Origin of the sequence: Actinacidiphila epipremni, from assembly GCF_012034175.1 — a bacterium.
Classification (GTDB): Bacteria; Actinomycetota; Actinomycetes; order Streptomycetales; family Streptomycetaceae; genus Actinacidiphila; species Actinacidiphila epipremni.
On record NZ_JAATEJ010000013.1, the window covers coordinates 47,156 to 66,937 of the forward strand.

Below are 19,782 nucleotides of genomic sequence, written 5' to 3' on the forward strand. Positions count from 1 at the left end.
CACGGTTCCCGAGGCTTCGAGAGAGGAACGGCACATGTCCCAGCGGGACGTGCACATTCTGTCGGCCGCGTCGGCGCTGCCCGGGCCGCCGGTGGACAACGCGGCCCTGGGCCGGCGGTTCGGCATGGACGCGCTGTGGGAGCAGTGGGTCGACGCGTTCATCGGCACCCGGTCGCGGCACCTGGCCCTGGACCTGGCGACCGGTACGGTCACCGGCAGCCTCGCCGACCTCGCGGAGGAGGCGGGGCGCCGGGCGCTGAAGGCCGCGGGGCTCGCCGCGCAGGACGTGGACGCGGTGGTGCTGGGCACCGCGACCCCGGACCGGCTGATGCCGGCCACCGTCAACATCGTCGCCGACCGGCTCGGCATCGACCAGGTCCGCACCTTCCAGCTCCAGTCCGGCTGCTCGGGCGCGGTCCAGGCGCTGGACCTGGCACGGCAGTTGGTGCTCGCCGGCACCGCACGGCGGGTGCTGGTGCTGGGCGGCGACGTCATCGCCCGCTTCTACGACGTGACCAAGGACCTGCGCAAGGCGGCGCCCGCCGAGCTGGTCAGCTTCGTGCTGTTCGGCGACGCGGCGGGCGCTGCCGTGCTGTCCGCCGACCCCGCGCCGGGCGCGGCCACGGTCCGGTCGCTGTTCACCCGGCTGGTGGGCCTCGGCCGCGAGCCGGGGGCCGTACTGGAGTGGTACGGCCCGCTGGACCGCGGCAGCGACCGGCCGGCCGCGACCGAGGACTACAAGGCGATCGAGGAGCACGTGCCGCGGATGTCGCAGGAGGTGCTGCACGAGCTGCTGGACGACGCCGGGTGGCGCCCCGAGGACGTCGCGCTGCTGCTGCCGCCGCAGCTGTCGGGGCGGATGACCGCGCTCATCAGCAAGCGGCTCGGGCTGCCGCAGGCGCGCGACGTGTCGGTCGTCGACGAGGCGGGCAACTGCGGCAACGCCATCGTCTTCCTGCAACTGGAGCGCGCCCTGGCTGAGTTGGGCCCGGGGCGGCGGGCGCTGGGCATCTCGATCGAGTCCAGCAAGTGGATCAAGTCCGGTTTCGCGCTTGAGGGGAGTGCGCCGTGACGCAGGAGGCCGTGCGGCGCCAGGAGCCGCCGTCCGCGCCGGCCGACGCCTGGGCGCGGCTGGTGGAGTTGCACGAGGCGGGCGAACTCGCCGCCCATTACCCGCGGGTGCGTGAACTGCTGGCCGAACTGGACGACGCGGCCGTGCTGCGCGCCGGGAACCTGCTGGCCCGGCTGGATCCGCAGCAGGTCCTCGCCGCGCATCCCGGCACGCCGGCGCCGGGGATCGCGGTGACCGGGCACGGCACGCTCTCCGCGCTGCGGCCGGCGCTCGTCGCGCAGGCCGCGCGGCACGGGCTGCTCGCCCGCGTGGAGCTGTCGGACTTCGACAGCTGGGTCTTCGACCTGCTCACCCCGGACAGCGATCTCTACGCCGCCCGCCCGCAGTTCGCGCTGTGCGTGCTGGACGCGGAGGTCGTCGCGGGCGAACTGCCCGTGCCGTGGAGCGTGGCGGACGCCGAGCGCGTCCTCGCCGCCAAGCTGGCGCTGGTCGAGCGGGCCGCCGAGGTCTTCGCGCAGGCCGCGCCGGGCGGCACGCTCGTCCTCAACACCCTGCCGCTGCCGCGGGAGTTGACCGCGCAGTTGGTGGACCTGCGCTCGCGCGCCCGGCTGGGCGTGCTGTGGCGGGAGGCCAACGTCCGGCTGCTGCGGCTGCCGGAGCGGTGGTCGCAGGTGGTCACCGTCGACCTCGACCCGCTGCTCGCGGCGGGGCTGCCGGCCCGGGACGTACGGCAGAGCGTGTACGCCAAGGCGCATCTGTCGGCGGAGCTGCTCGCCGGTTACGCCCGCGAGGTCGGGCACCTGCTGCGGCAGGCGGCCGGCGGTGGCAAGAAGGTGCTGGCGCTGGACCTGGACGGCACGCTGTGGGGCGGGGTGCTCGGCGAGGTCGGGCCGGAGGGCATCGAGGTGTCCGAGGGCTACCGCGGCGAGGCATTCCAGCGCTTCCAGAAGGTCGTGCGCCAACTGGCGGCGCAGGGCGTGCTGCCGGCCGTGGTGAGCAAGAACGACCTGGAGCCGGTGCTGAAGGTGCTGCGCGAGCACCCCGGACTGGCCGTGCGCGACGAGGACTTCCTCCAGGTGCGGGCCAACTGGGCGCCCAAGCACGAGAATCTGGCGGCGATCGCCCGCGAGCTGAACCTGTCGGTGGACAGCGTGGTCTTCGTCGACGACAGCTCCTTCGAACGCGGCCTGGTGCGGCGCGAGTTGCCGGGCGTCGCGGTGGTGGCGGTGGGCGAGGAGCCGGCCCGGCACGTCGAGGACCTGCTGCGCGACGGCTGGTTCGACGTACGGGAGCTGACCGCCGAGGACCGGGCGCGGCCCGAGCGCTACAAGGAGGAGCGGGCCCGGCAGGACTTCCTGGACACCTTCGACTCGCTGGAGGGCTATCTGCGCGAGCTCGGCGTCTCGGTGACGCTGGCGCCCGCGGCGGCCGAGCAGATCCCCCGGGTCTCGCAGATCACCCTGCGCACCAACCAGTTCAACCTCACCACGCAGCGGTTGCAGCCGGCGGACGTCGAGGCGCTGGCGCAGTCACCGGACGCGCAGGTGCTCACGATCGCCTCCGCCGACCGGTTCGGCGACAACGGGCTGGTCGGCGCGGTGCTGCTGCGGCGGGCCGGGGACACCGTGCACGTGGACAACTTCCTGCTCAGCTGCCGGGTGTTCTCCCGCGGCATCGAGCAGGCCGCGCTCGCGACCGTGCTCGCCGACGCCCGCGCCACCGGTGCGCGCCGGGTCGTCGGCCGCTATGTGCCGAGCGCGAAGAACGGCAAGGTCGCCGATTTCTACCTCCGTTCGGGCTTCGTGCCGGTGGCCGGCCGGGACGGCGAGCCGGGCGACGGCCCCGGCGGCGAGCAGGCCGGCCCGGCGGAGGCGGTCTTCGAGCACGACCTCGCGGACGTGCCGCCGCCGCCCGCGCACATCCGTCTGACCGCGCGGCTGCGGCCGGCGCCGGAAGGGAACGAGACCGCATGAATTCCATCGACGACTTCGTGGTGCTGCTGCGCGACGAACTCGCCCTGTCCGTCACGCCCGAGCAGGTCCGGCAGGGCTTCGACGCGGTCCCGTCCTGGGACTCGGTGCACCTGCTGTCGCTGTGCACGGTGCTGGAACGCGAGACCGGCCGGCCGCTGGCCCTGTCGGAGGTGCTGGAGGCGCCCTCGCTGGAGGCCGTCTACCGGCTGGCGACCGGCTCATGAGCGTGCCGGAGGCGGAGGTGGGCGCACCGGACACCGCGAACAGGCCGGACACCGTGGATGCACCGGACACCGCGAACGTGCCGGACACCGCGAACGTGCCGGGGGCCGCCGGTGAGCCGCTGCCGCGCCGGCGCCGGCACACGCAGTTCTTCCTGGAGGTCGTACGGGACTTCGCCCCGGTCTTCCTGGACACCGAGGTCGACATGAGCGCGGTCCGCGCGCACCGCGCCGCCGCCCGGGAGTCGGCCGGCGTGCACTACTCCACGACCGCCTACGTCCTGCACGCGGCCGGCCGGGTGCTGGCCGGGCACCCGGACGCCAACGCGGCGGTGCAGGGCCCGCCGTGGGACCTGCGGATCGCCCGCTACGACACGGTGGCCGGCAAGCTCACGCTGGACGCCACACTGGACGGCCAGCGGGTGGTGCTCGGCACCGTCGTCCCCGATCTGCAGCAGGCCGAACTCGCCGACATCCAGCGGCACATCGAGCACGCCCGGGACAGCGATCCGCAGACGGCACCCGAATTCGCCGGCATCCGGGCGGTGCACGAGGGCCCGGCGCAGGAGGCGCGGCTGAGGTTCCGCGAGGTCGCGGCGAACCTGGAGCTGCGGCCGAGGCTGACGGGCACCTTCGCGGTGACGTCGCTGGGCCACCGGGCGGTGGACTCCTTCCACTCGGTGGGCGGCACGACGCTGACCTTCGGCGTGGGCCGGGTCGCCGACCGGGCGGTGGTGCGCGACGGGCGGCTGGCGGTCGCGCCGGTGATGCGGCTGAGCATGAGCTTCGACCACCGGGTGATCGACGGCGCCGAGGCCGCGGACGTCCTGACCGAGGTCAAGGAGGCACTGGAAAGCGTGGGAGACGTACGGAACGTGGGGGACGTGGGGAACGTGGGGAACGTGGGAGACGCATGAGCGACATCGCAGAGCTGAAGAACTTCGTGGTGGCGCACACCAGTTCGCAAGGACTGCCGCCCGAGCACTACGACCCGATCCTGGACCGCGTCGCCCACGACGACCCCGGCGGCGGCCCCGGCTCGTGGGTGGCGGAGTGGACGCGGGCGGCGGACCTGCTGGCGGCGCAGGGCAAGCCGCTGGAGGCGAGCGTGCACTACAACATGGCCCGCTTCCCGTTCGTGGACGGCGCGCCGCGGCAGGCGGCGCTGGAGCGGTGTACGGCGGCCTTCGACGCCTGGCGGACGGCGGCCTTCCCGTCGATCGGGCGGCTCGACGTGGAGCTGCCCGGCGGGCGGGTGCGCTGCTGGACGGTGGGCCTGGACACCGCGCAGAAGCGGCCCCTGCTGGTGATGACCGGCGGGATCGTGTCGATCAAGGAGCAGTGGGCGGCGGTGCTGCCGCAGCTGGACGCGTTCGGCTTCGCGGGCGTCGTCACCGAGATGCCGGGCGTCGGCGAGAACACGCTGCCGTACGACGCGGACGCGCCCGCGATGTTCCCGGCGCTGCTGGACGCGGTCGCGGCCCGCGCGGACGTGTCGCGTACGTATCTGCTCGCGCTGAGCTTCAGCGGGCACCTGGCGCTGAAGGCGGCGCTGCGCGACGACCGGATCAAGGGCGTGGTGGGCGCGGGGCTGCCGGTGCGGGACTTCTTCACCGACACCGGGTGGCAGCCGCGCGTCCCGCGGATCACCACCGACACGCTGGCCCATCTGACCGGCAGCACCCCGGAGAAGGTCTACGACCTGATCCGCGACTGGGCGCTGACGCCCGCGGAACTGGCCGCGCTGCGCGTGCCGGTGGCGCATGTGACGAGCCTGCGCGACGAGATCATCCCGCCCGGCGACGCCCGGCTGCTGCGTGAGCACGTGCGCGGCATACGGCTGCTGGCGCACGACGACGTGCACGGCTCGCCGTCGCACTTCGCGCAGACCCGGCTGTGGACGCTGCTGTCGGTGCTGCGGATCGCGGGCGGCTACCGGGCCGAACGCACCGCGCTGACGCGGGAGTTCGCGAAGCTGCGGTACGGCGCCGACCGGGCGCGGGTCGCATGAGCGAGGCGCTGCTGGAGGGCGGCACGCGATGTCTGCGCAATGTACTGGGCCGGTTCGCCACGGGTGTGGTCGCGGTGGCCGCGGCCGACCCGGCGGACGGGACGCGGGCGGGGCTGGTGGCGAACTCGTTCTGCTCGGTGTCGCTGGAGCCGGCGCTGGTGTCCTTCTGCGTCGCGCACACCAGCGGCAGTTGGCCGCTGATGCGGGGCGCCGGGCTGCTGGCGATCAGCATCCTGGGCGCGCAGCAGCGCGCGGCGGCCGACCGGCTCGCGGCGTCCGGCACGGACAAGTTCCACGGCCTGCCCTGGATCTCCTCGCCGGGCGGCGCGCCGGTGCTGGAGGGGTCACTGGCGTGGCTGGAGTGCACGGTGGAGGCCGAGCACCCGGCCGGCGACCATACGATCGTCGTGGCCCGGGTGCGCGCCCTGGACGCGATCGCCGACGGCGAGCCGCTGCTCTTCTACCGCGGTACGTTCGGCGGTTTCAGCCGCTGACCCGGCGGGCGCCGGCCCGCCGGCCGGCATGCCCTGCCCGCTCAGTCCGTCCCGGCCCCGTCGGCGCGCTCGCCGTCGGGGCCGAACGCGCGCAGGAAGGTGTCGACGCCCGCCGAGACGACCTCGGAGACCTCCGCCGGGTCCAGCGCCCGGGTGCCCAGCGCGCTCATGCCGGGCAGCTCCTCGTAGATGAGGGCGATGAACTGGTTCGCGGCCCGCACCGGGTCCTTGATCGTCAGGTGGCCGGCGTTGGCGAGCCGGGCGAGCCGGCCGGCCAGCGCCTCGGTGAACTGGTCGGGGCCGCTGGCGCGCACCGCGTCGAAGAGGTCGGGGAAGCGCACCGCCTCGGCGTACAGCAGCCGGCGTACCGCCTCGGAGCGCTCGTCGCAGTAGCAGTCGACGAGCTTGTGCGCCACGTCCTGCAGGCCCGGCCGCAGGGCTCCGGGGTCGGTGGGGAAGTCGAGCAGGACCTGGAGCGTCTTGGCGTTGGACCGGGCGGCGGTCTCGGTCATGACGTGCCGGAACAGGTTCTCCTTGGAGCCGAGGTGGTTGTAGATCGTCGGCTTCGACACGCCCGCCTCGGTGGCGATCATGTCCAGGCTGGCCTGCGCGTAGCCCACCCGGGCGAACACGTGCAGCGCCGCGTCCACGATCGCCCTGCGCTTGTCCATGCGCCCGCGCTCGCCCGGCACGCCCGCCGGCTTCTCGCCCGGCTTCTCGCTCTCGCCAACCGTCATACGGCCATGCTACCGTCTCACGCATAGAATTTAACTACCCGGTTTAGTTTGTAGCGTGGGACAGTAAAAAGGAGTTGCTGTGTCTGTAACGAAGACGGAGGAGGGCGCGCCCCCGGGGCTGGACCGCGCGCTGCTCACCGTGGTCGGCGTGATGGTGCTCGGCGGGATGATGTCCTACCTCGACGCGACCATCGTCAACGTCGGTATCAGCACGCTCGGCGGGGAGTTCGACGCCTCCCTGTCGACCATCGAGTGGGTGACGACCGGGTATCTGCTGGCGGTGGCGCTCGCCATCCCGATCGCCGGGTGGGCGCTGGTGCGCTTCGGCGCCAAGCGGATGTGGCTGCTGGGCCTGACGCTTTTCCTCGCCGGCTCCGCGCTGTGCGCGGTGGCGTGGAACGCCGACAGCCTGATCGCCTTCCGGGTGCTCCAGGGCCTCGGCGGCGGCATGGTCGACCCGATCATGATGACGGTGGTGGCGACCGCGGCGGGACCGCAGCGCATGGGCCGGGTCATGGGCCTGATCTCGATCCCGATCACGCTGGGCCCGGTCGTCGGCCCCATCGTCGGCGGCCTGATCCTGGACCACCTGTCGTGGGAGTGGATGTTCCTGGTCAACGTCCCCTTCGCGCTCGCCGCGATCGTCGCCGCGCTGCGGGTGCTGCCGCCCGACCCGCCGCGCGGCTCCGACCCGGTGCCGCTGGACGGGCTCGGTGTGGCGCTGCTGTGCCCGGGCTTCGCCGCGATCGTGTTCGGCCTGTCGCGGGCCGGCGCGAACGGCTTCGGCAGCGCCGAGGTGGTCGTCGGGCTCGCGCTCGGGGTGGTGCTGTTCGCCGGCTACACCGCGCACGCGCTGCGCACCCGGCAGCCGCTGGTGGACGTCCGGCTGTTCTCCAGCCGCGGCTTCTCGGCGAGCGTGGCCACCATGTTCCTGCTCGGCGGCGGCCTGTTCTCGCTGCTGTTCCTGCTGCCGCTGTACTACCAGCAGGTGCACGGGCACTCCGTGCTGGAGTCCGGGCTGCTGCTCGCGCCGCTCGGCTTCGGCACCCTGATCGGCATGCCCGTCGCGGGCAACCTCGCCGACAAGTTCGGGGCCAAGCGGCTGGTGCCGACCGGGGCCCTGCTCATCGGGGCCGGGGCGCTGGTCTTCACGCAGTCCGACGCCGGCAGCTCGCAGGTGCTGCTGACGATCGCGCAGCTCGCCGCGGGCTTCGGCATGGGCCTGGTCGGCGCGCCGACCATGGGCTCGGTCTACCGGACCGTGCCCGGCGAGGCCGTCGCGGGCGCGACCGGCGCGGTGTTCATCCTGAACCAGATCGGGGCCTCGCTCGGCATCGCCGTGGTCGCGCTGATCCTCACCGGCGGCGGGTCGCACCACGCGCCCACCACGGGCACGTTCGGCAACGCCTTCTGGTGGCCGGTGGCCGCCGCGGTCGTGGTCTTCGTCGCCGGGCTGCTGCTGCCCGGCCGGCCGCAGCCGGTCCCCGCGGCCCCCGCGCCCGAGCCGGTCGCGGACCCCGCCTGACGGTACGCCGGGCGTCCGACCGCCCGCCGGTCCGCTCCCCCGAACCGGCGGGCACCCGCCTGCCCGGCGTCCCCCGTGCGGCACCCCTGTCCGGCAACTCCTGTCCGGAACCGGGCGCCCCGGCCGCGCCGGGCCCCAGCGCCCCGGAAACCCCCTTGCGCGACAACCCCTTTGCGGAGAACGAGGAGTCCCCGAGATGAGCCAGTCCGCGATACCCCTGTCCGTCCTCGACGTCGTACCCGTCTTCGAAGGGGGCACCGCCACCGCCGCCCTGCGCGACACCGTCGCCCTCGCGCCGCGGATCGAGGCGCTCGGCTTCCGGCGCTACTGGGTCGCGGAGCACCACAACACCCCGTCGCTGGCCACCTCCGCGCCCGGCGTCCTGATCGGCCGGCTCGCCGCCGCGACCAGCACGCTGCGGGTCGGCTCCGGCGGGGTGCTGCTGCCCAACCACGCCCCGCTGGTCGTCGCCGAGCAGTTCGGCACCCTGGAGGCGCTGCACCCGGGCCGTATCGACCTGGGCCTGGGCCGCGCTCCCGGCACCGACCCGCTCACCGCCCGCGCCCTGCGCCGCGCGCCCGAGCGCGGCGGCGACGACTTCGCCCAGCAGATCGCCGAGCTGGACGGCTACTTCGCGCCCGCCGACCCGGCGTCCGGCATCGTCGCCGTGCCCGCCGCCGACGGCCGCCCCGAGCTGTGGGCGCTGGGCTCCAGCCCGTCGAGCGCGCAACTGGCCGGCGTGCTGGGGCTGCCGTACGCGTACGCCCACCAGATCAACCCGTTCGCGACGGTGCCGGCGCTGGACGCCTACCGCGCCGCCTTCCGCCCCTCCCCGCACCTGAGCGCGCCCAGGACGCTGGTGGCCGCGCTGGCCACGGTCGCCGACAGCGACAAGGACGCCTGGCGCGTCGCGGCCCCGTACCTGCTCGGCAAGATCGCCATGCGGTCCGTGCCGCGCTTCGACGCCTTCCCGTCGGCCGCGACCGCCGCCGCGCACGCCTTCACGCCCGCCGAGCGGGCCTTCCTCGACGACCTCGCCGAGCCGCAGCTGATCGGCGGACCCGACACCGTACGCGGCAAGCTCGCCGCGCTGGTCGCGGCGACCGGCGCCGACGAGGTGATGGCGCTGACCGTCGTGCCCGACCAGCAGGAGCGGCTGCGGTCGTTCGAGCTGCTCGCGCAGGCCGCGCAGGCGGTCGTGCCGGGCTCTACGCGCAGTGTTTCAGCTCCGCTTTAGAAGCAGTGGCGACAGTTCCCTCGGCACACGCACCCTTCGCTTCCACGGAGCTCCCATGCACCCACGCCGGACCGTCCGCACCGCCGCCCTGCTCCTCCCCCTCGTCGTCGCCGCGGCCGGCTGCAGCCTCGGCGGCGGTGACGACGACACCAGCAAGCCCGGGGCCGGGGCCGCCCCGCGGTCCGGCGGCTCGCTGACCTACGCCACCGACCAGGAGCCGGACTGCTGGGACCCGCACGTCAGCGCCCAGGACGTCACGTCGTTCGTGCAGCGCCCGGTCTTCGACTCGCTGGTGTACCAGACGCCGGACGGCACGCTGGAGCCGTGGCTGGCGTCGTCGTGGACGATCGGCGACGGCGGGAAGACGTACACCTTCTCGCTGCGCAAGGACGTGACCTTCACCGACGGCACGCGCTTCGACGCCGCCGCGGTGAAGGCCAACTTCGACCACATCACCGCCAAGGCCACCCAGTCGCAGTACGCGGCCGGCATCCTCGGCCCGTACGTCTCCACCACCGTCGTCGACCCGTACACCGTGAAGGTGTCCTTCAGCCGCCCGTACGGGCCGTTCCTGCAGGCCGCGAGCACCACCTACCTCGGGATCGCCTCGCCCAAGACGCTGACCGCGGGCGCCGACAAGCTGTGCGCCGGCACCGACTCGGTCGGCACGGGGCCGTTCATCGCGAGCACGTACGTACGCGGGCAGCAGCGGGTCTACCGCCGCAACCCCGCCTACAAATGGGCGCCCAAGGACGCGGCGCAGTCCGGGCCGGCGCGGCTGGACAGCGTCACGATCCGCTTCGTGCCAGAACCGGCCACCCGGGTCGGCATGCTGAACTCCCGGCAGGTGGACGCGGCCGGCGCGCTGCCCGCCAACCAGCAGACCGCCGTCGCCCGCAACAGCAGCCTGACGGTGCTCAGCAAGGCCGACCCCGGCGCCGTCGACAGCTTCTACCTCAACACCAAGAGCCCGCTGTTCTCCGACATCCGGGTCCGGCAGGCCTTCCAGCGCTCCATCGACCTCGACGCGCTGGTGAAGTCGGTCTTCCTCGGCACGGGCAAGCGCGCCTGGGGCCTGCTCGCGCCCACCACGCCCGACGGCTACGACGCCGCGCTCGACAACTCCTGGCCGGTGGACCGCACGCTCGCCGGCAAGCTGCTGGACGAGGCCGGCTGGACCGGCCGCGACGCGCAGGGCTACCGCACCAAGAACGGCAAGCGGCTCACCGTGCGGGCGCCCGTCTACGGGCAGGCCACCGTCTTCTCGCAGGCCGTCCAGGGCGACCTGAAGAAGGCCGGCATCCAGCTGGACCTGGAGGCGTCCACCGACGCGGCCGAGGTCTCCGGCAAGCTCGACAAGGGGCAGTACGACGTCGTCGAGACCGGCTGGGCCAGCACCAACCCCGACATCCTCAGCCAGTTCTACCTGTCCACCAACACCTCCGTCGGCGGCGGCCACAACTTCTCGCACGTCGCCGATCCGCAGGTCGACTCCTGGCTGAAGGCCGCGCAGGCCGCGACCGAGCCCGCCGACCGCGCCGCCGACTACGCCAAGGTGCAGCAGTGGGCGATCCAGCAGGCCGTCGTGGTGCCGATGTACGTGGAGAACTCCAGCGTCGGCGTCGCCAAGAACGTCAAGGGCCTGCGCATGTCGGTCTCGGCGTGGCCGGAGTTCTACGGCGCCTGGGTGGAGGGCAAGTGAGACGCCCGCCCGCCCTGCTGCGGTACGCCGCGACCAGGCTCGCCTCCGCGGTCCTGGTCGTGTGGGCGGCGGCCACCGTCGCCTTCCTGGTGCTCCAACTGGTGCCCGGCGACCCGGTGAAGGCCATCGTCGGCTCGCACGCGCTGGTCGACGCCGACCAACGCGCGCAGATCCGGCACCAGTACGGCCTGGACCAGCCGCTGATCGTGCAGTACCTGCACCAGCTCGGGCGGCTCGCGCGCGGACAGCTCGGCGACTCCTACCAGTTGCAGCAGCCGGTCAAGGACGTGCTGGCCGACCAGCTCGGGCCGACCGCGACGCTCGCGCTGTGGGCGAGCCTGACCGCCGTCGCGATCGCGGTGGTCGTGACGCTGCTGACCACCGGGCGGGCCCGCTGGCCGCGCCGGGTGGCGCAGGTGACGGAGCTGGTGGTGGTCTCCACGCCGGCTTTCTGGCTGGGCATCCTGCTGCTGACGGTCTTCTCCTTCAAGCTGGGCTGGTTCCCGGTCAGCGACACCGGCGACCCGCGCTCGCTCGTACTGCCCGTGCTGACACTGGCGCTGCCCATCGCCGCGGTGCTCGCGCCGGTGCTGCGCGAAGGGCTGCTGGGCGCGCTGGACCAGCCTTTCACGCTGACCGCGCGGGCCCGGGGCCTGGCCGAGCACCGGGTGCGCTCGCACCACGCGCTGCGGCACGCCGCGCTGCCGGCGCTCACGCTCGCCGGGTGGTTCACCGGCACGCTGCTGGGCGGCGCGGTGGTGGTGGAGAACGTCTTCGCGCGGCCCGGCATCGGCCGCGTCACGCTCCAGGCGGTCGGCGACCGCGACCTGCCGGTGGTGCAGGGGGTGGTGGCGCTGTCCGCGGTGGTGTTCGTCGTGGTGGCGGCGCTGGTGGATCTCGCCGCGGTCGTGGTGGACCCGCGGCTGCGCAGGGAGACGGGGGTGGCGGCGGCATGACCTCGGTCCCCTCCCCCTCGCTCGCGCCACCCGCGGTTCCCGAAGCGGCAGTTGCGAAAGCACGACGCCAACTGCCGGTGCGCTCGGTGGTGGTGGCGCTCGCCGGGCTGTTCCTGCTGCTGGTGCTGGTCGCGACGGCCTTCCCTTCGCTGCTGGCCTCCGGTGACCCGTCCGCGACCGACCCGGCGGGGGCGCTCGCCGCGCCGGGAGCCCACCACTGGTTCGGCACCGACCAGTTGGGCCGGGACGTCTTCGACCGGGTCGTGCACGGCACCCGCTACTCGCTGGCGATCGGCGCCGCCGCGACCGGCGTCGGCATGGGCGCCGCCGTGGTGTGGGGCCTGGCCGCGGCGCTGCTCGGCCGGTTCGGCGACGCGGTGCTGATGCGGGCCGCCGACGCGCTGCTGGCGCTGCCGGGGCTGCTGCTGGCGCTCATGGTCATCCTCATCACCGGCAAGGGCGTCGTCGGCACGACCTTCGCCGTCGCCGTGGGCGTCGCACCCGGCTTCGCCCGCGTCGTCCGCTCCCAGGCGCTCGTCGTACGCCGCTCCGGTTACGTGGACGCCGCCGTCGGGCTGGGGGTGCCGCGCCCGCTGGTGGTCGTGCGGCACATCGTGCCCAACACCGTCGGGCCGCTGCTGGTGCTGGCGACGCTGACGCTCGGCGCGGCCATCTCCACCGGCGCGGCGCTCAGTTACCTCGGGCTCGGGGCGCAGCCGCCGACCCCGGAGTGGGGCGCGATGCTCACCGAGGGCCAGGGATACCTGGACCAGGCGTGGTGGATCGCGCTGTTCCCCGGCCTGCTGCTGGTCGGCACGGTCCTCGCGGTGACGGTCGTCGGGCGGTACGCGCAGGGCCGTGACGAAAGGCGGTCCGTCTCATGAGCGACACCTCCCTGCTCGGCAAGGACACGTCCCTCCCCGGCGAGGGCGGCGCGCTCCTCGACGTCGAAGGGCTCGATGTGCGCTTCGGCTCCGGGCCGGGCGCGGTGCACGCGGTACGGGACGCCTCGCTCGCGCTGCACGCCGGGCGCTGCCTGGCGGTCGTCGGCGAGTCCGGGTCCGGCAAGTCGACGCTCGCGCACGCCCTGCTGGGCCTCGCCGGGCCGACCGCGCACGTCACCGCCCGGCGGCTGCGGATCGACGGGCGGGACGCGCTCGGCTTCGGCCCGCGCGAATGGCGGGCGGTGCGCGGCCGGCGGGTCGGCCTGGTGTCGCAGGACGCGCTGGTCGCGCTGGACCCGCTGCGGCCGGTCGGCCGGGAGATCGCCGAGTCGCTGCTCACCCACCGGCTCACCACCCGCAAGGACGCCCCGCAGCGGGTGGTGGAGCTGCTGGAGCGCGTCGGCATGCCCGACCCGGCGGCCCGCGCCCGCGCCTACGTCCACCAGCTGTCCGGGGGCCTGCGGCAGCGGGCGCTGATCGCCTCGGCGCTCGCGGCGGGCCCGGCGGCGCTGATCGCCGACGAGCCGACGACCGCGCTGGACGCCTCGGTGCAGGCGCGGGTGCTGGAACTGCTCGCCGGGCTCAAGGAGGACGGCACCGGCCTGCTGCTGATCAGCCACGACCTGTCGGTGGTGGCGGCGCTGGCCGACGACATCGCGGTCATGCACGGCGGCGACGTCGTCGAGCAGGGCCCGGCCGCCGAGGTGCTGCAGGCGCCCCGGCACGCGTACACCCGGCGGCTGCTGGCGTCGGTGCCGGGCCGCGGACGGCCGCGGACCGCGCCCGTAGCCCTGGGCAAGGAGCCGGGCGATGGGCCGGGCATGGTGTCGGGCAAGGCGCCCGGCGAGGCGCCGCTGTTGGACGTCACCGGGGTCGTCAAGCGGTTCAAGGGCGCGGGCGGGGTGCACCGCACCGCCGTCGAGGACGTGTCGCTGACGCTGTATCCGGGGCAGACGCTGGGCGTCGTCGGCGAGTCCGGGTCGGGCAAGTCGACGCTGGCGCGGATGGTGCTGGGGCTGCTGGAGCCGGACGCCGGGACCGTACGGCTGGCCGGCGAGGCGTGGAGCGGGCTGCCGGAGCGGGCGCGGCGGCCTCGGCGCGGGCTGCTGCAGCTCGTGCCGCAGGACCCGCTGAGCGCCTTCGACCCGCGCTGGCCGGTGCGCCGGATCATCGCCGAGGCACTGGCCGTCGCCGGGACACCGCGCGAGCGGCGGCGGGCCGAGACGCTGGGGCTGCTTCGCCAGGTCGGGCTCGGCGAGGAGCACCTGGAGCGCAGGCCGCTCGCGCTGTCGGGCGGCCAGCGGCAGCGGGTCGCGATCGCCCGGGCGCTGGCGCCGCGCCCGCGGCTGCTGGTGTGCGACGAGCCGGTCTCCGCGCTGGACGTGTCCGTACAGGCGCAAGTGCTGGATCTGCTGCGGACGTTGCAGCAGGAGCTGGGCCTGGCCACGGTGTTCATCTCGCACGACCTGGCGGTGGTGCGGGAGATCAGCGAGCGGGTGCTGGTGATGAAGGACGGCCGGGTCGTGGAGACCGGGCCGGTGGCGGAGGTCTTCGCCGGCCCCCGGCACGCCTACACCAGGGCGCTGCTGGACGCGGTGCCCCGGCCCCGCCTGTGGGAGCCCGTGGGGGAGCCCTCGTGACCTGCTCCCCCGCCCGGCCGCCGCTGCCGCCACCGCCGTGCGCGGGGCGGCAGCGGTGGCGGCCGGACGGGGCCACGACGGGATACGGGGGCCGGGTGCCGCGTGGAGGCCGGGTGCGGGTGCCGCATGGGTGCCGGGTGCGGCACTGCGGCCTGGTGCGGCACGGACACCGGCCAAAGGACAGCTTTAGATCCGGCCAATCGGCGGCTGCGAGCCTCGGCGTGCCACGTCACCTCGACTCGGGAGCGACCGAACATGCCGGATTCCCCCACCGCGGCCGGCGCCGCGAGAACCGTGAGCGACGACCCGAGAGCCGCGCGGAAGCTGCCGTCCCTGACCGGGCTGCGCTTCGTCGCGGCCTTCCTGGTCTTCGCCTTCCACGCCACCTTCCTGCCGTCGCGTTACATCGGCGGCGGCCTGGGCGACACCCTCGGCGACATCCTGGCCAAGGCCGGTTTCTACGGGGTGTGCTTCTTCTTCGTCCTCAGCGGCTTCGTGCTGACCTGGTCGGCCCGGGCGGACGACACCGCGCCGCGGCTGTGGCGCCGCCGCCTGGTCAAGATCTACCCCAACCACCTGGTCACCTTCGTGGCGGCGGCGGTGCTGATGGGCATCGCCTCGCAGAAGATCATCGCCGACCAGGCCGTGGAAAACCTCTTCCTCGTCCAGTCGTGGGTGCCGGACCTGGCGACCACCAACTCGATGAACGGCGTGAGCTGGTCGCTGTCGTGCGAGGCGTTCTTCTACCTGTCCTTCCCGCTGCTGCTGCTCGTGGTGCGGCGCATCCCGGCCCGGCACCTGTGGACGGCGCTGGCCGCCGTCGCGGTGCTCGCGGTGCTGCTGCCGCTGGTCGCGCAGTACGCGATCGGCGGCGCGAAGCTGCCGGGCATCGCCTCGGGGCAGTATTCGTTCGAGCAGATCTGGTTCGTGTACTTCTTCCCGCCGGTGCGCGCCCTGGAGTTCGTGCTGGGCATGCTGCTGGCGCGGATCGTGCAGACCGGCCACTGGCCGCGGGTCGGCCTGCTGCCGGCGCTGGCGATCGCGGTCGGCGGCTACGTGGTCGTCTCGCACCTGCCGTATCTGTTCTCGGTGGGCGGCCCGGCGGCGCTGCCGCTGGTCCCGCTGGTCGCGGCGGCGGCGCTGGCCGACGTGGGCGCCAAGCCGACCGGCGGGCTGCGCAGCCGCGTCCTGGTGCGGCTCGGCGAGGTGTCCTTCGCCTTCTACATGGTGCACAGCCTGGTGGTCGACTACGGCTACCGGTGGCTGGTCTCCCACCACACCTGGTCCCCCGCGGCCGGCGTCGGCGTGACGCTCGTCGCGCTCGCGCTCTCCCTGGCCCTGGCCCACGCGCTGTTCAGCTGGGTCGAGACCCCGCTCGTACGGCGCCTGTCCACGCCCCGGTCCCGTCCCACGGCGGTGCCGTCCGCGCCGGCGCCCGCGACCGCACCGGTCGGGGCCGGCCCCGCAGTCCTGGAGGTCAAGGAATGACCGAGACGACCACGGCCCCCGCCGGCGCCCCGGAGGTCCCGGAGTACCCGCTCCCGCGCAGCTGCCCCTACCACCCGCCGGCCGGCTACGACCGCTACACCGCCGAGGGCCCGGTGACCCGGGTGCGGCTCTACAACGGCCGCCAGGTGTGGGCCGTCAGCGGCCACGCCGAGGCCCGGCAGGTGCTGCTGGACGCGGCGACGTACTCCTCGGACCGCATCCACCCGCACTTCCCGGCGCTCGCGCCGCGCTTCGAGTCGGCCCGCAAGGTCCGCAACTTCATCGGCATGGACCCGCCGGACCACACCGTGCAGCGCAAGATGATGCTGTCGACGTTCACCGTCAAGAAGGTCGCGCAGCTGCGGCCGGGCATCCAGAAGCTCGTCGACGACCTGATCGACCGGATCGAGGAGCGCGGCCCGGTCGCCGACCTGGTGCCCGACTTCGCGCTGCCGGTGCCGTCGATCGTCATCTGCGAGCTGCTGGGCGTGCCGTACGACGACCACGCCTTCTTCGAGCAGCAGTCGCGCCGCGTCGTGACCGGCTCGACGACGCTGGAGGACAGCGCGGCGGCCTTCGGCGAGCTGAGCCGCTACCTGGACGGGCTGATCCGGCGCAAGCAGGCCGAGCCCGGTGACGGGCTGCTGGACACGCTCATCGCCGAGCAGGTCGACACCGGCGCGCTGACCCGCCGCGACCTGGTCGACATCGCGCTGCTGCTGCTCGTGGCGGGGCACGAGACGACCGCAAGCGCGATCGCGCTGGGCGTGGTGACGCTGCTGGAGAACCCCGACCAGCTCGCCGCGCTGCGCGCCGACGCCTCGCTGCTGCCGACCGCGGTGGAGGAGCTGCTGCGGTTCATGGCGATCGCGGACGGCGTCGCCCGGTTCGCCACCGTCGACACGGAGCTGGCCGGGCACCGGATACGGGCCGGAGACGGGGTCGTGGTGGTGATCTCCACCGCCAACCGCGACGAGCGGGCCTTCGCCGGGGGCGACGCCTTCGACGTGGCGCGCGGGGCGCGCAACCACATCTCCTTCGGGCACGGGGTGCACCAGTGCATCGGCCAGAACCTGGCCAGGGCGGAGATGGAGATCGCGCTGAGCACGCTCTTCCGCCGGCTGCCCGGCATCCGGCTGGAGGTGCCGTCGCGGCGGCTGCCGCTGAAGGAGGCCGGCGGGGTGCAGGGCGTGTGGGAGCTGCCCGTCACCTGGTGACGGGGTGTCCGCCGGTACGCGGGCGGCGGTGCTGGAGGTCCGCCGGTGCGCCGGACGGACCGGGTGGCCGGTCGCCGGTGCGCGGCGGGTGAGGGGCCGGTCGCCGGTGGGCGGCGGGCGGACGTAAGGGACAGGTGCGGGCGGTGCCCGCCAGGAGGTGGCCGCCCGGCGGGGGCGGCCGGAGGAGGAGGCGCGGATGCGCATCACGGCGGATTCCGACAGGTGCCTGGGCGCCGGGCAGTGCGTGCTGTCCGCGCCCGACCGGTTCGACCAGTCGGACGAGGGCACCGTACTGGTCCTCGACCCGCGGGTGGACGGCGACGAGGACGCCTCGCGGCTGCGCGAGACCGTCGCGCTGTGTCCCTCGCAGGCCATCGCACTCGTGGCGGAGGAGGGCTGACGATGCCGGTGACCGGACGGCTGGTCGACGCGCTCGCCGACTACCGCGCGGCGCCGCTGGCGCTGCACCGGCTCCCGCCCGTGCCGGGCGTGCGGGTCAGACAGGAGCTCGTCCCCGGGCCGTCCGGCGCGCCCGACGTCCTGGTGCGGGTCTACCGGCCCGACGACACGACGGCCGCGCTGCCCGCGGTGCTGTGGATCCACGGCGGCGGCTTTGTCCTGGGCGGCATCGACTCGGTGCACCTGAGCGCCGCCCAGGCCGCTGCCGCCGCCTCCGCGGTCGTCGTCGCCGTACGCTACCGGCTCGCGCCCGAGGCGCGGTTCCCCGCGCCGCTCGACGACTGCTACGCCGCCCTGACGTGGCTGGCCGGCAACACCGCCGAGGTCGGGGCCGATCCGGCGCGGCTGGCCGTCGCGGGCGGCAGCTCCGGCGGGGCGCTCGCGGCGGGCCTCACGCTGCTGGCGCGCGACCGCGGCGGGCCGCGGCTCACCTTCCAGCACCTGAGCACACCGGTGCTGGACGACCGGCTGACCAGCGGGTCCATGACGGCGTTCACGGACACGCCGATCTGGAACCGGCGGCTGGCGGAGGAGAGTTGGCAGCTGTACCTGGGCGACCTGGTGGGCGACGCGCCCGTCTACGCGGCGCCCGCGCGGGCGGCGGACCTCAGCGGGCTGCCGCCCGCGTACATCTCCACCGCGCAGTTCGACCCGCTGCGCGACGAGGGCATCGCGTACGCGCTGCGGCTCGCGGACGCCGGTGTGCCCGTGGAGCTGCACAACTTCCCCGCCGAATACCACGCGTTCGGGCAGGGCGGCGACCCGCGCGACCAGCGGCGGATCGGTGCGGAGCACCTCCAGGCGCTGCGCCGCGGGCTGCACCCGTGACGACGGAAGAGGCCGGGCCGCCCGGGTCGCGGGCGCGGCTGCGACCGCCGTCACGGCCGGGGCTGCGGGTCGGTGTCGGGTACCTCAACTTCGTGGCCTCGCCCGAAACGGCCGACGCCCGGGGGCTGTTCGGCGAACTGCTGGACGACGCGGTGTGGGCGGACGGCGCCGGGTTCGCCGGGCTGTGGGTGACCGAGCACCACTTCTCGACCTACAGCCTCACCTCCTCGCCGCTGCTGCTGCTCGCGCAGGTCGCCGCGGTCGCGCCGCGGCTGCGGCTCGGCACATCGGTGCTGGTGCTGCCGCTGTGGGACCCGGTGCGGCTGGCGTGCGACGTGTCGAGCCTGGACGTGCTGTCCGGCGGGCGGCTGGACATCGGGATCGGGCGCGGCTACCAGCCGCACGAATTCGCCGTGTTCGGCCGCTCGCCGCAGGACAGCCGGGCGCGGTACGAGGAGACGGCGCTGGCGCTGCGGGCCCTGCTGGGCGCGCGGGACAGCACCTTCGCGGGCACGCGGCACCGGCTCGACGTGCCGGCGACGGTGCTGCCGCGCACGGTGCAGCGACCGCATCCGCCGATCTGGGCGGCGGCCCTGAGCCCCGACTCGGTCGCCTTCGCGGTGCGGGAGGGCTTCCACTTCATGGTCAACGCGGCGATGCCGGAGAAGGCGGTGCTGGAGCACTGCCGCAGGGTGCGGCGGGCGCTGGCGGACGAGGCGGGGGCGGCGGGATCTGCGGGCTCGGCGGCGGCTGGGGGTTCGGCGAGGTCTGTGGGCTCAGCGGCGGGTTCGGCGGCGGGCGAGGGTGGTGCCGGTGTGCGGGAGATCGCCGTCAACCGGTTCCTCCACGTCGGTACGGACCCGGCGCTCCGGCGACTTGCCGTGCGGGAAGTGGCTCGGCAACTTGCCACGTCCAAGGCGCTCGCCGAGGGCGGTGCGCCGGTCGGCGGGGCGGCGCCGGCCCCGCTGCCGGAGGAGCTGACGGCGGACGAACTCGCCGCGGCCGAGGAGCTGTTGGTCGCCGGGACGCCGGACGAGGTGACCGAGCAGCTGGCGCGGTACGCGGACGCCGGGGCCACGTACCTCATCGCCGGCTTCCGCTACGGCCTCTTCCCGTCCGAGGCCGCCCGTGCCTCGATGCGGGCCTTCGCGGCGCGCTGCCTGCCGCGGCTCGCGGCCGGGTCGGCCGTACAGCCGTGACCGGAAGCCCGCCCTCCCCGCTTTAGCGCGCCCAAAGAGCACCGTTAGGCCCCGCAACGACGCTGGCCGGACGTGATAG

At 74.4% G+C, this 19,782-nt stretch carries 18 protein-coding genes; 17 read left to right on the plus strand and 1 reads right to left on the minus strand.

Annotated features, from left to right (window positions below; all coding sequences use genetic code 11):
• Nucleotides 1-34: 34 nt before the first annotated feature.
• Genes HCN08_RS17540 through HCN08_RS17565 form a run of 6 tightly spaced genes read left to right on the plus strand, consistent with a single transcriptional unit; the run spans nucleotide 35 to nucleotide 5,771 of the window.
• The gene (locus HCN08_RS17540) at nucleotides 35-1,072 is read left to right on the plus strand and encodes a 3-oxoacyl-ACP synthase III family protein (RefSeq protein WP_167984054.1); all 1,038 of its coding nucleotides are present in this window, start codon (nucleotides 35-37) and stop codon (nucleotides 1,070-1,072) included.
• The gene (locus HCN08_RS17545) at nucleotides 1,069-3,045 is read left to right on the plus strand and encodes an HAD-IIIC family phosphatase (RefSeq protein ID WP_322974506.1); all 1,977 of its coding nucleotides are present in this window, start codon (nucleotides 1,069-1,071) and stop codon (nucleotides 3,043-3,045) included. Before HCN08_RS17540 ends, HCN08_RS17545 begins: the two co-directional genes overlap by 4 nt.
• Nucleotides 3,042-3,269, plus strand: a complete 228-nt coding sequence (locus tag HCN08_RS17550) for an acyl carrier protein (protein WP_167984055.1) — start codon at nucleotides 3,042-3,044, stop codon at nucleotides 3,267-3,269. Before HCN08_RS17545 ends, HCN08_RS17550 begins: the two co-directional genes overlap by 4 nt.
• Complete coding sequence (locus tag HCN08_RS17555; protein ID WP_167984056.1) at nucleotides 3,266-4,183, plus strand: 2-oxo acid dehydrogenase subunit E2; 918 nt, start codon at nucleotides 3,266-3,268, stop codon at nucleotides 4,181-4,183. Before HCN08_RS17550 ends, HCN08_RS17555 begins: the two co-directional genes overlap by 4 nt.
• Nucleotides 4,180-5,277: an alpha/beta fold hydrolase gene (locus HCN08_RS17560; protein WP_167984057.1), complete on the plus strand. Its 1,098-nt coding sequence runs from the start codon at nucleotides 4,180-4,182 to the stop codon at nucleotides 5,275-5,277. Before HCN08_RS17555 ends, HCN08_RS17560 begins: the two co-directional genes overlap by 4 nt.
• Complete coding sequence (locus HCN08_RS17565) at nucleotides 5,274-5,771, plus strand: flavin reductase family protein (RefSeq protein ID WP_167984058.1); 498 nt, start codon at nucleotides 5,274-5,276, stop codon at nucleotides 5,769-5,771. Before HCN08_RS17560 ends, HCN08_RS17565 begins: the two co-directional genes overlap by 4 nt.
• Nucleotides 5,772-5,812: 41 nt before the next feature.
• On the opposite strand, the gene HCN08_RS17570 is transcribed toward HCN08_RS17565, so the two are convergent.
• Nucleotides 5,813-6,508: a TetR/AcrR family transcriptional regulator gene (locus HCN08_RS17570; protein ID WP_167984059.1), complete on the minus strand. Its 696-nt coding sequence runs from the start codon at nucleotides 6,506-6,508 to the stop codon at nucleotides 5,813-5,815.
• Nucleotides 6,509-6,587: 79 nt separating this feature from the next.
• Between HCN08_RS17570 and HCN08_RS17575 the strand changes: the two genes are divergently transcribed.
• The 11 genes from HCN08_RS17575 to HCN08_RS17620 all read left to right on the plus strand — a co-directional run bounded on the left by HCN08_RS17575 (nucleotide 6,588) and on the right by HCN08_RS17620 (nucleotide 19,703).
• Nucleotides 6,588-8,033: a DHA2 family efflux MFS transporter permease subunit gene (locus HCN08_RS17575; protein WP_322974508.1), complete on the plus strand. Its 1,446-nt coding sequence runs from the start codon at nucleotides 6,588-6,590 to the stop codon at nucleotides 8,031-8,033.
• Between the two features lie 196 nt (nucleotides 8,034-8,229).
• Nucleotides 8,230-9,270, plus strand: a complete 1,041-nt coding sequence (locus HCN08_RS17580; protein ID WP_167984060.1) for an LLM class flavin-dependent oxidoreductase — start codon at nucleotides 8,230-8,232, stop codon at nucleotides 9,268-9,270.
• 55 nt (nucleotides 9,271-9,325) lie between these two features.
• Nucleotides 9,326-10,972, plus strand: a complete 1,647-nt coding sequence (locus HCN08_RS35420; protein WP_240970172.1) for an ABC transporter substrate-binding protein — start codon at nucleotides 9,326-9,328, stop codon at nucleotides 10,970-10,972.
• On the plus strand, nucleotides 10,969-11,928 hold the full coding sequence (locus HCN08_RS35425; protein ID WP_322974509.1) for an ABC transporter permease: 960 nt from the start codon (nucleotides 10,969-10,971) through the stop codon (nucleotides 11,926-11,928). The genes HCN08_RS35420 and HCN08_RS35425 overlap by 4 nt, the downstream gene beginning before the upstream one ends.
• Complete coding sequence (locus tag HCN08_RS17590; RefSeq protein ID WP_167984061.1) at nucleotides 11,925-12,812, plus strand: ABC transporter permease; 888 nt, start codon at nucleotides 11,925-11,927, stop codon at nucleotides 12,810-12,812. The genes HCN08_RS35425 and HCN08_RS17590 overlap by 4 nt, the downstream gene beginning before the upstream one ends.
• A complete protein-coding gene (locus tag HCN08_RS17595) occupies nucleotides 12,809-14,512 on the plus strand; it encodes a dipeptide ABC transporter ATP-binding protein (RefSeq protein ID WP_167984062.1) in 1,704 nt (567 codons plus the stop codon). Before HCN08_RS17590 ends, HCN08_RS17595 begins: the two co-directional genes overlap by 4 nt.
• A 255-nt stretch (nucleotides 14,513-14,767) precedes the next feature.
• Nucleotides 14,768-16,000: an acyltransferase family protein gene (locus HCN08_RS17600; RefSeq protein WP_167984063.1), complete on the plus strand. Its 1,233-nt coding sequence runs from the start codon at nucleotides 14,768-14,770 to the stop codon at nucleotides 15,998-16,000.
• The gene (locus HCN08_RS17605; protein WP_167984064.1) at nucleotides 15,997-17,217 is read left to right on the plus strand and encodes a cytochrome P450; all 1,221 of its coding nucleotides are present in this window, start codon (nucleotides 15,997-15,999) and stop codon (nucleotides 17,215-17,217) included. Before HCN08_RS17600 ends, HCN08_RS17605 begins: the two co-directional genes overlap by 4 nt.
• A gap of 196 nt (nucleotides 17,218-17,413) precedes the next feature.
• Complete coding sequence (locus tag HCN08_RS17610) at nucleotides 17,414-17,617, plus strand: ferredoxin (protein WP_167984065.1); 204 nt, start codon at nucleotides 17,414-17,416, stop codon at nucleotides 17,615-17,617.
• Between the two features lie 2 nt (nucleotides 17,618-17,619).
• The gene (locus HCN08_RS17615; RefSeq protein WP_167984066.1) at nucleotides 17,620-18,504 is read left to right on the plus strand and encodes an alpha/beta hydrolase; all 885 of its coding nucleotides are present in this window, start codon (nucleotides 17,620-17,622) and stop codon (nucleotides 18,502-18,504) included.
• 92 nt (nucleotides 18,505-18,596) lie between these two features.
• Entirely contained in the window at nucleotides 18,597-19,703 is a 1,107-nt protein-coding gene (locus HCN08_RS17620; RefSeq protein ID WP_206318904.1) for an LLM class flavin-dependent oxidoreductase, read from the plus strand.
• The last annotated feature ends 79 nt before the right edge of the window (nucleotides 19,704-19,782 follow it).

Excerpts from the sequence above, each read along its gene's own strand:
- HCN08_RS17560 (WP_167984057.1), top strand. The coding sequence starts at position 4,180 with ATGAGCGACATCGCAGAGCTGAAGAACTTCGTGGTGGCGCACACCAGT.
- HCN08_RS17595 (WP_167984062.1), top strand. The coding sequence starts at position 12,809 with ATGAGCGACACCTCCCTGCTCGGCAAGGACACGTCCCTCCCCGGCGAG.
- HCN08_RS35420 (WP_240970172.1), top strand. The coding sequence starts at position 9,326 with ATGCACCCACGCCGGACCGTCCGCACCGCCGCCCTGCTCCTCCCCCTC.
- HCN08_RS17610 (WP_167984065.1), top strand. The coding sequence starts at position 17,414 with ATGCGCATCACGGCGGATTCCGACAGGTGCCTGGGCGCCGGGCAGTGC.
- HCN08_RS17555 (WP_167984056.1), top strand. The coding sequence starts at position 3,266 with ATGAGCGTGCCGGAGGCGGAGGTGGGCGCACCGGACACCGCGAACAGG.
- HCN08_RS17540 (WP_167984054.1), top strand. The coding sequence starts at position 35 with ATGTCCCAGCGGGACGTGCACATTCTGTCGGCCGCGTCGGCGCTGCCC.
- HCN08_RS17550 (WP_167984055.1), top strand. The coding sequence starts at position 3,042 with ATGAATTCCATCGACGACTTCGTGGTGCTGCTGCGCGACGAACTCGCC.
- HCN08_RS17565 (WP_167984058.1), top strand. The coding sequence starts at position 5,274 with ATGAGCGAGGCGCTGCTGGAGGGCGGCACGCGATGTCTGCGCAATGTA.
- HCN08_RS17615 (WP_167984066.1), top strand. The coding sequence starts at position 17,620 with ATGCCGGTGACCGGACGGCTGGTCGACGCGCTCGCCGACTACCGCGCG.
- HCN08_RS17605 (WP_167984064.1), top strand. The coding sequence starts at position 15,997 with ATGACCGAGACGACCACGGCCCCCGCCGGCGCCCCGGAGGTCCCGGAG.
- HCN08_RS17600 (WP_167984063.1), top strand. The coding sequence starts at position 14,768 with ATGCCGGATTCCCCCACCGCGGCCGGCGCCGCGAGAACCGTGAGCGAC.
- HCN08_RS17570 (WP_167984059.1), bottom strand. The coding sequence starts at position 6,508 with ATGACGGTTGGCGAGAGCGAGAAGCCGGGCGAGAAGCCGGCGGGCGTG.
- HCN08_RS17590 (WP_167984061.1), top strand. The coding sequence starts at position 11,925 with ATGACCTCGGTCCCCTCCCCCTCGCTCGCGCCACCCGCGGTTCCCGAA.
- HCN08_RS17580 (WP_167984060.1), top strand. The coding sequence starts at position 8,230 with ATGAGCCAGTCCGCGATACCCCTGTCCGTCCTCGACGTCGTACCCGTC.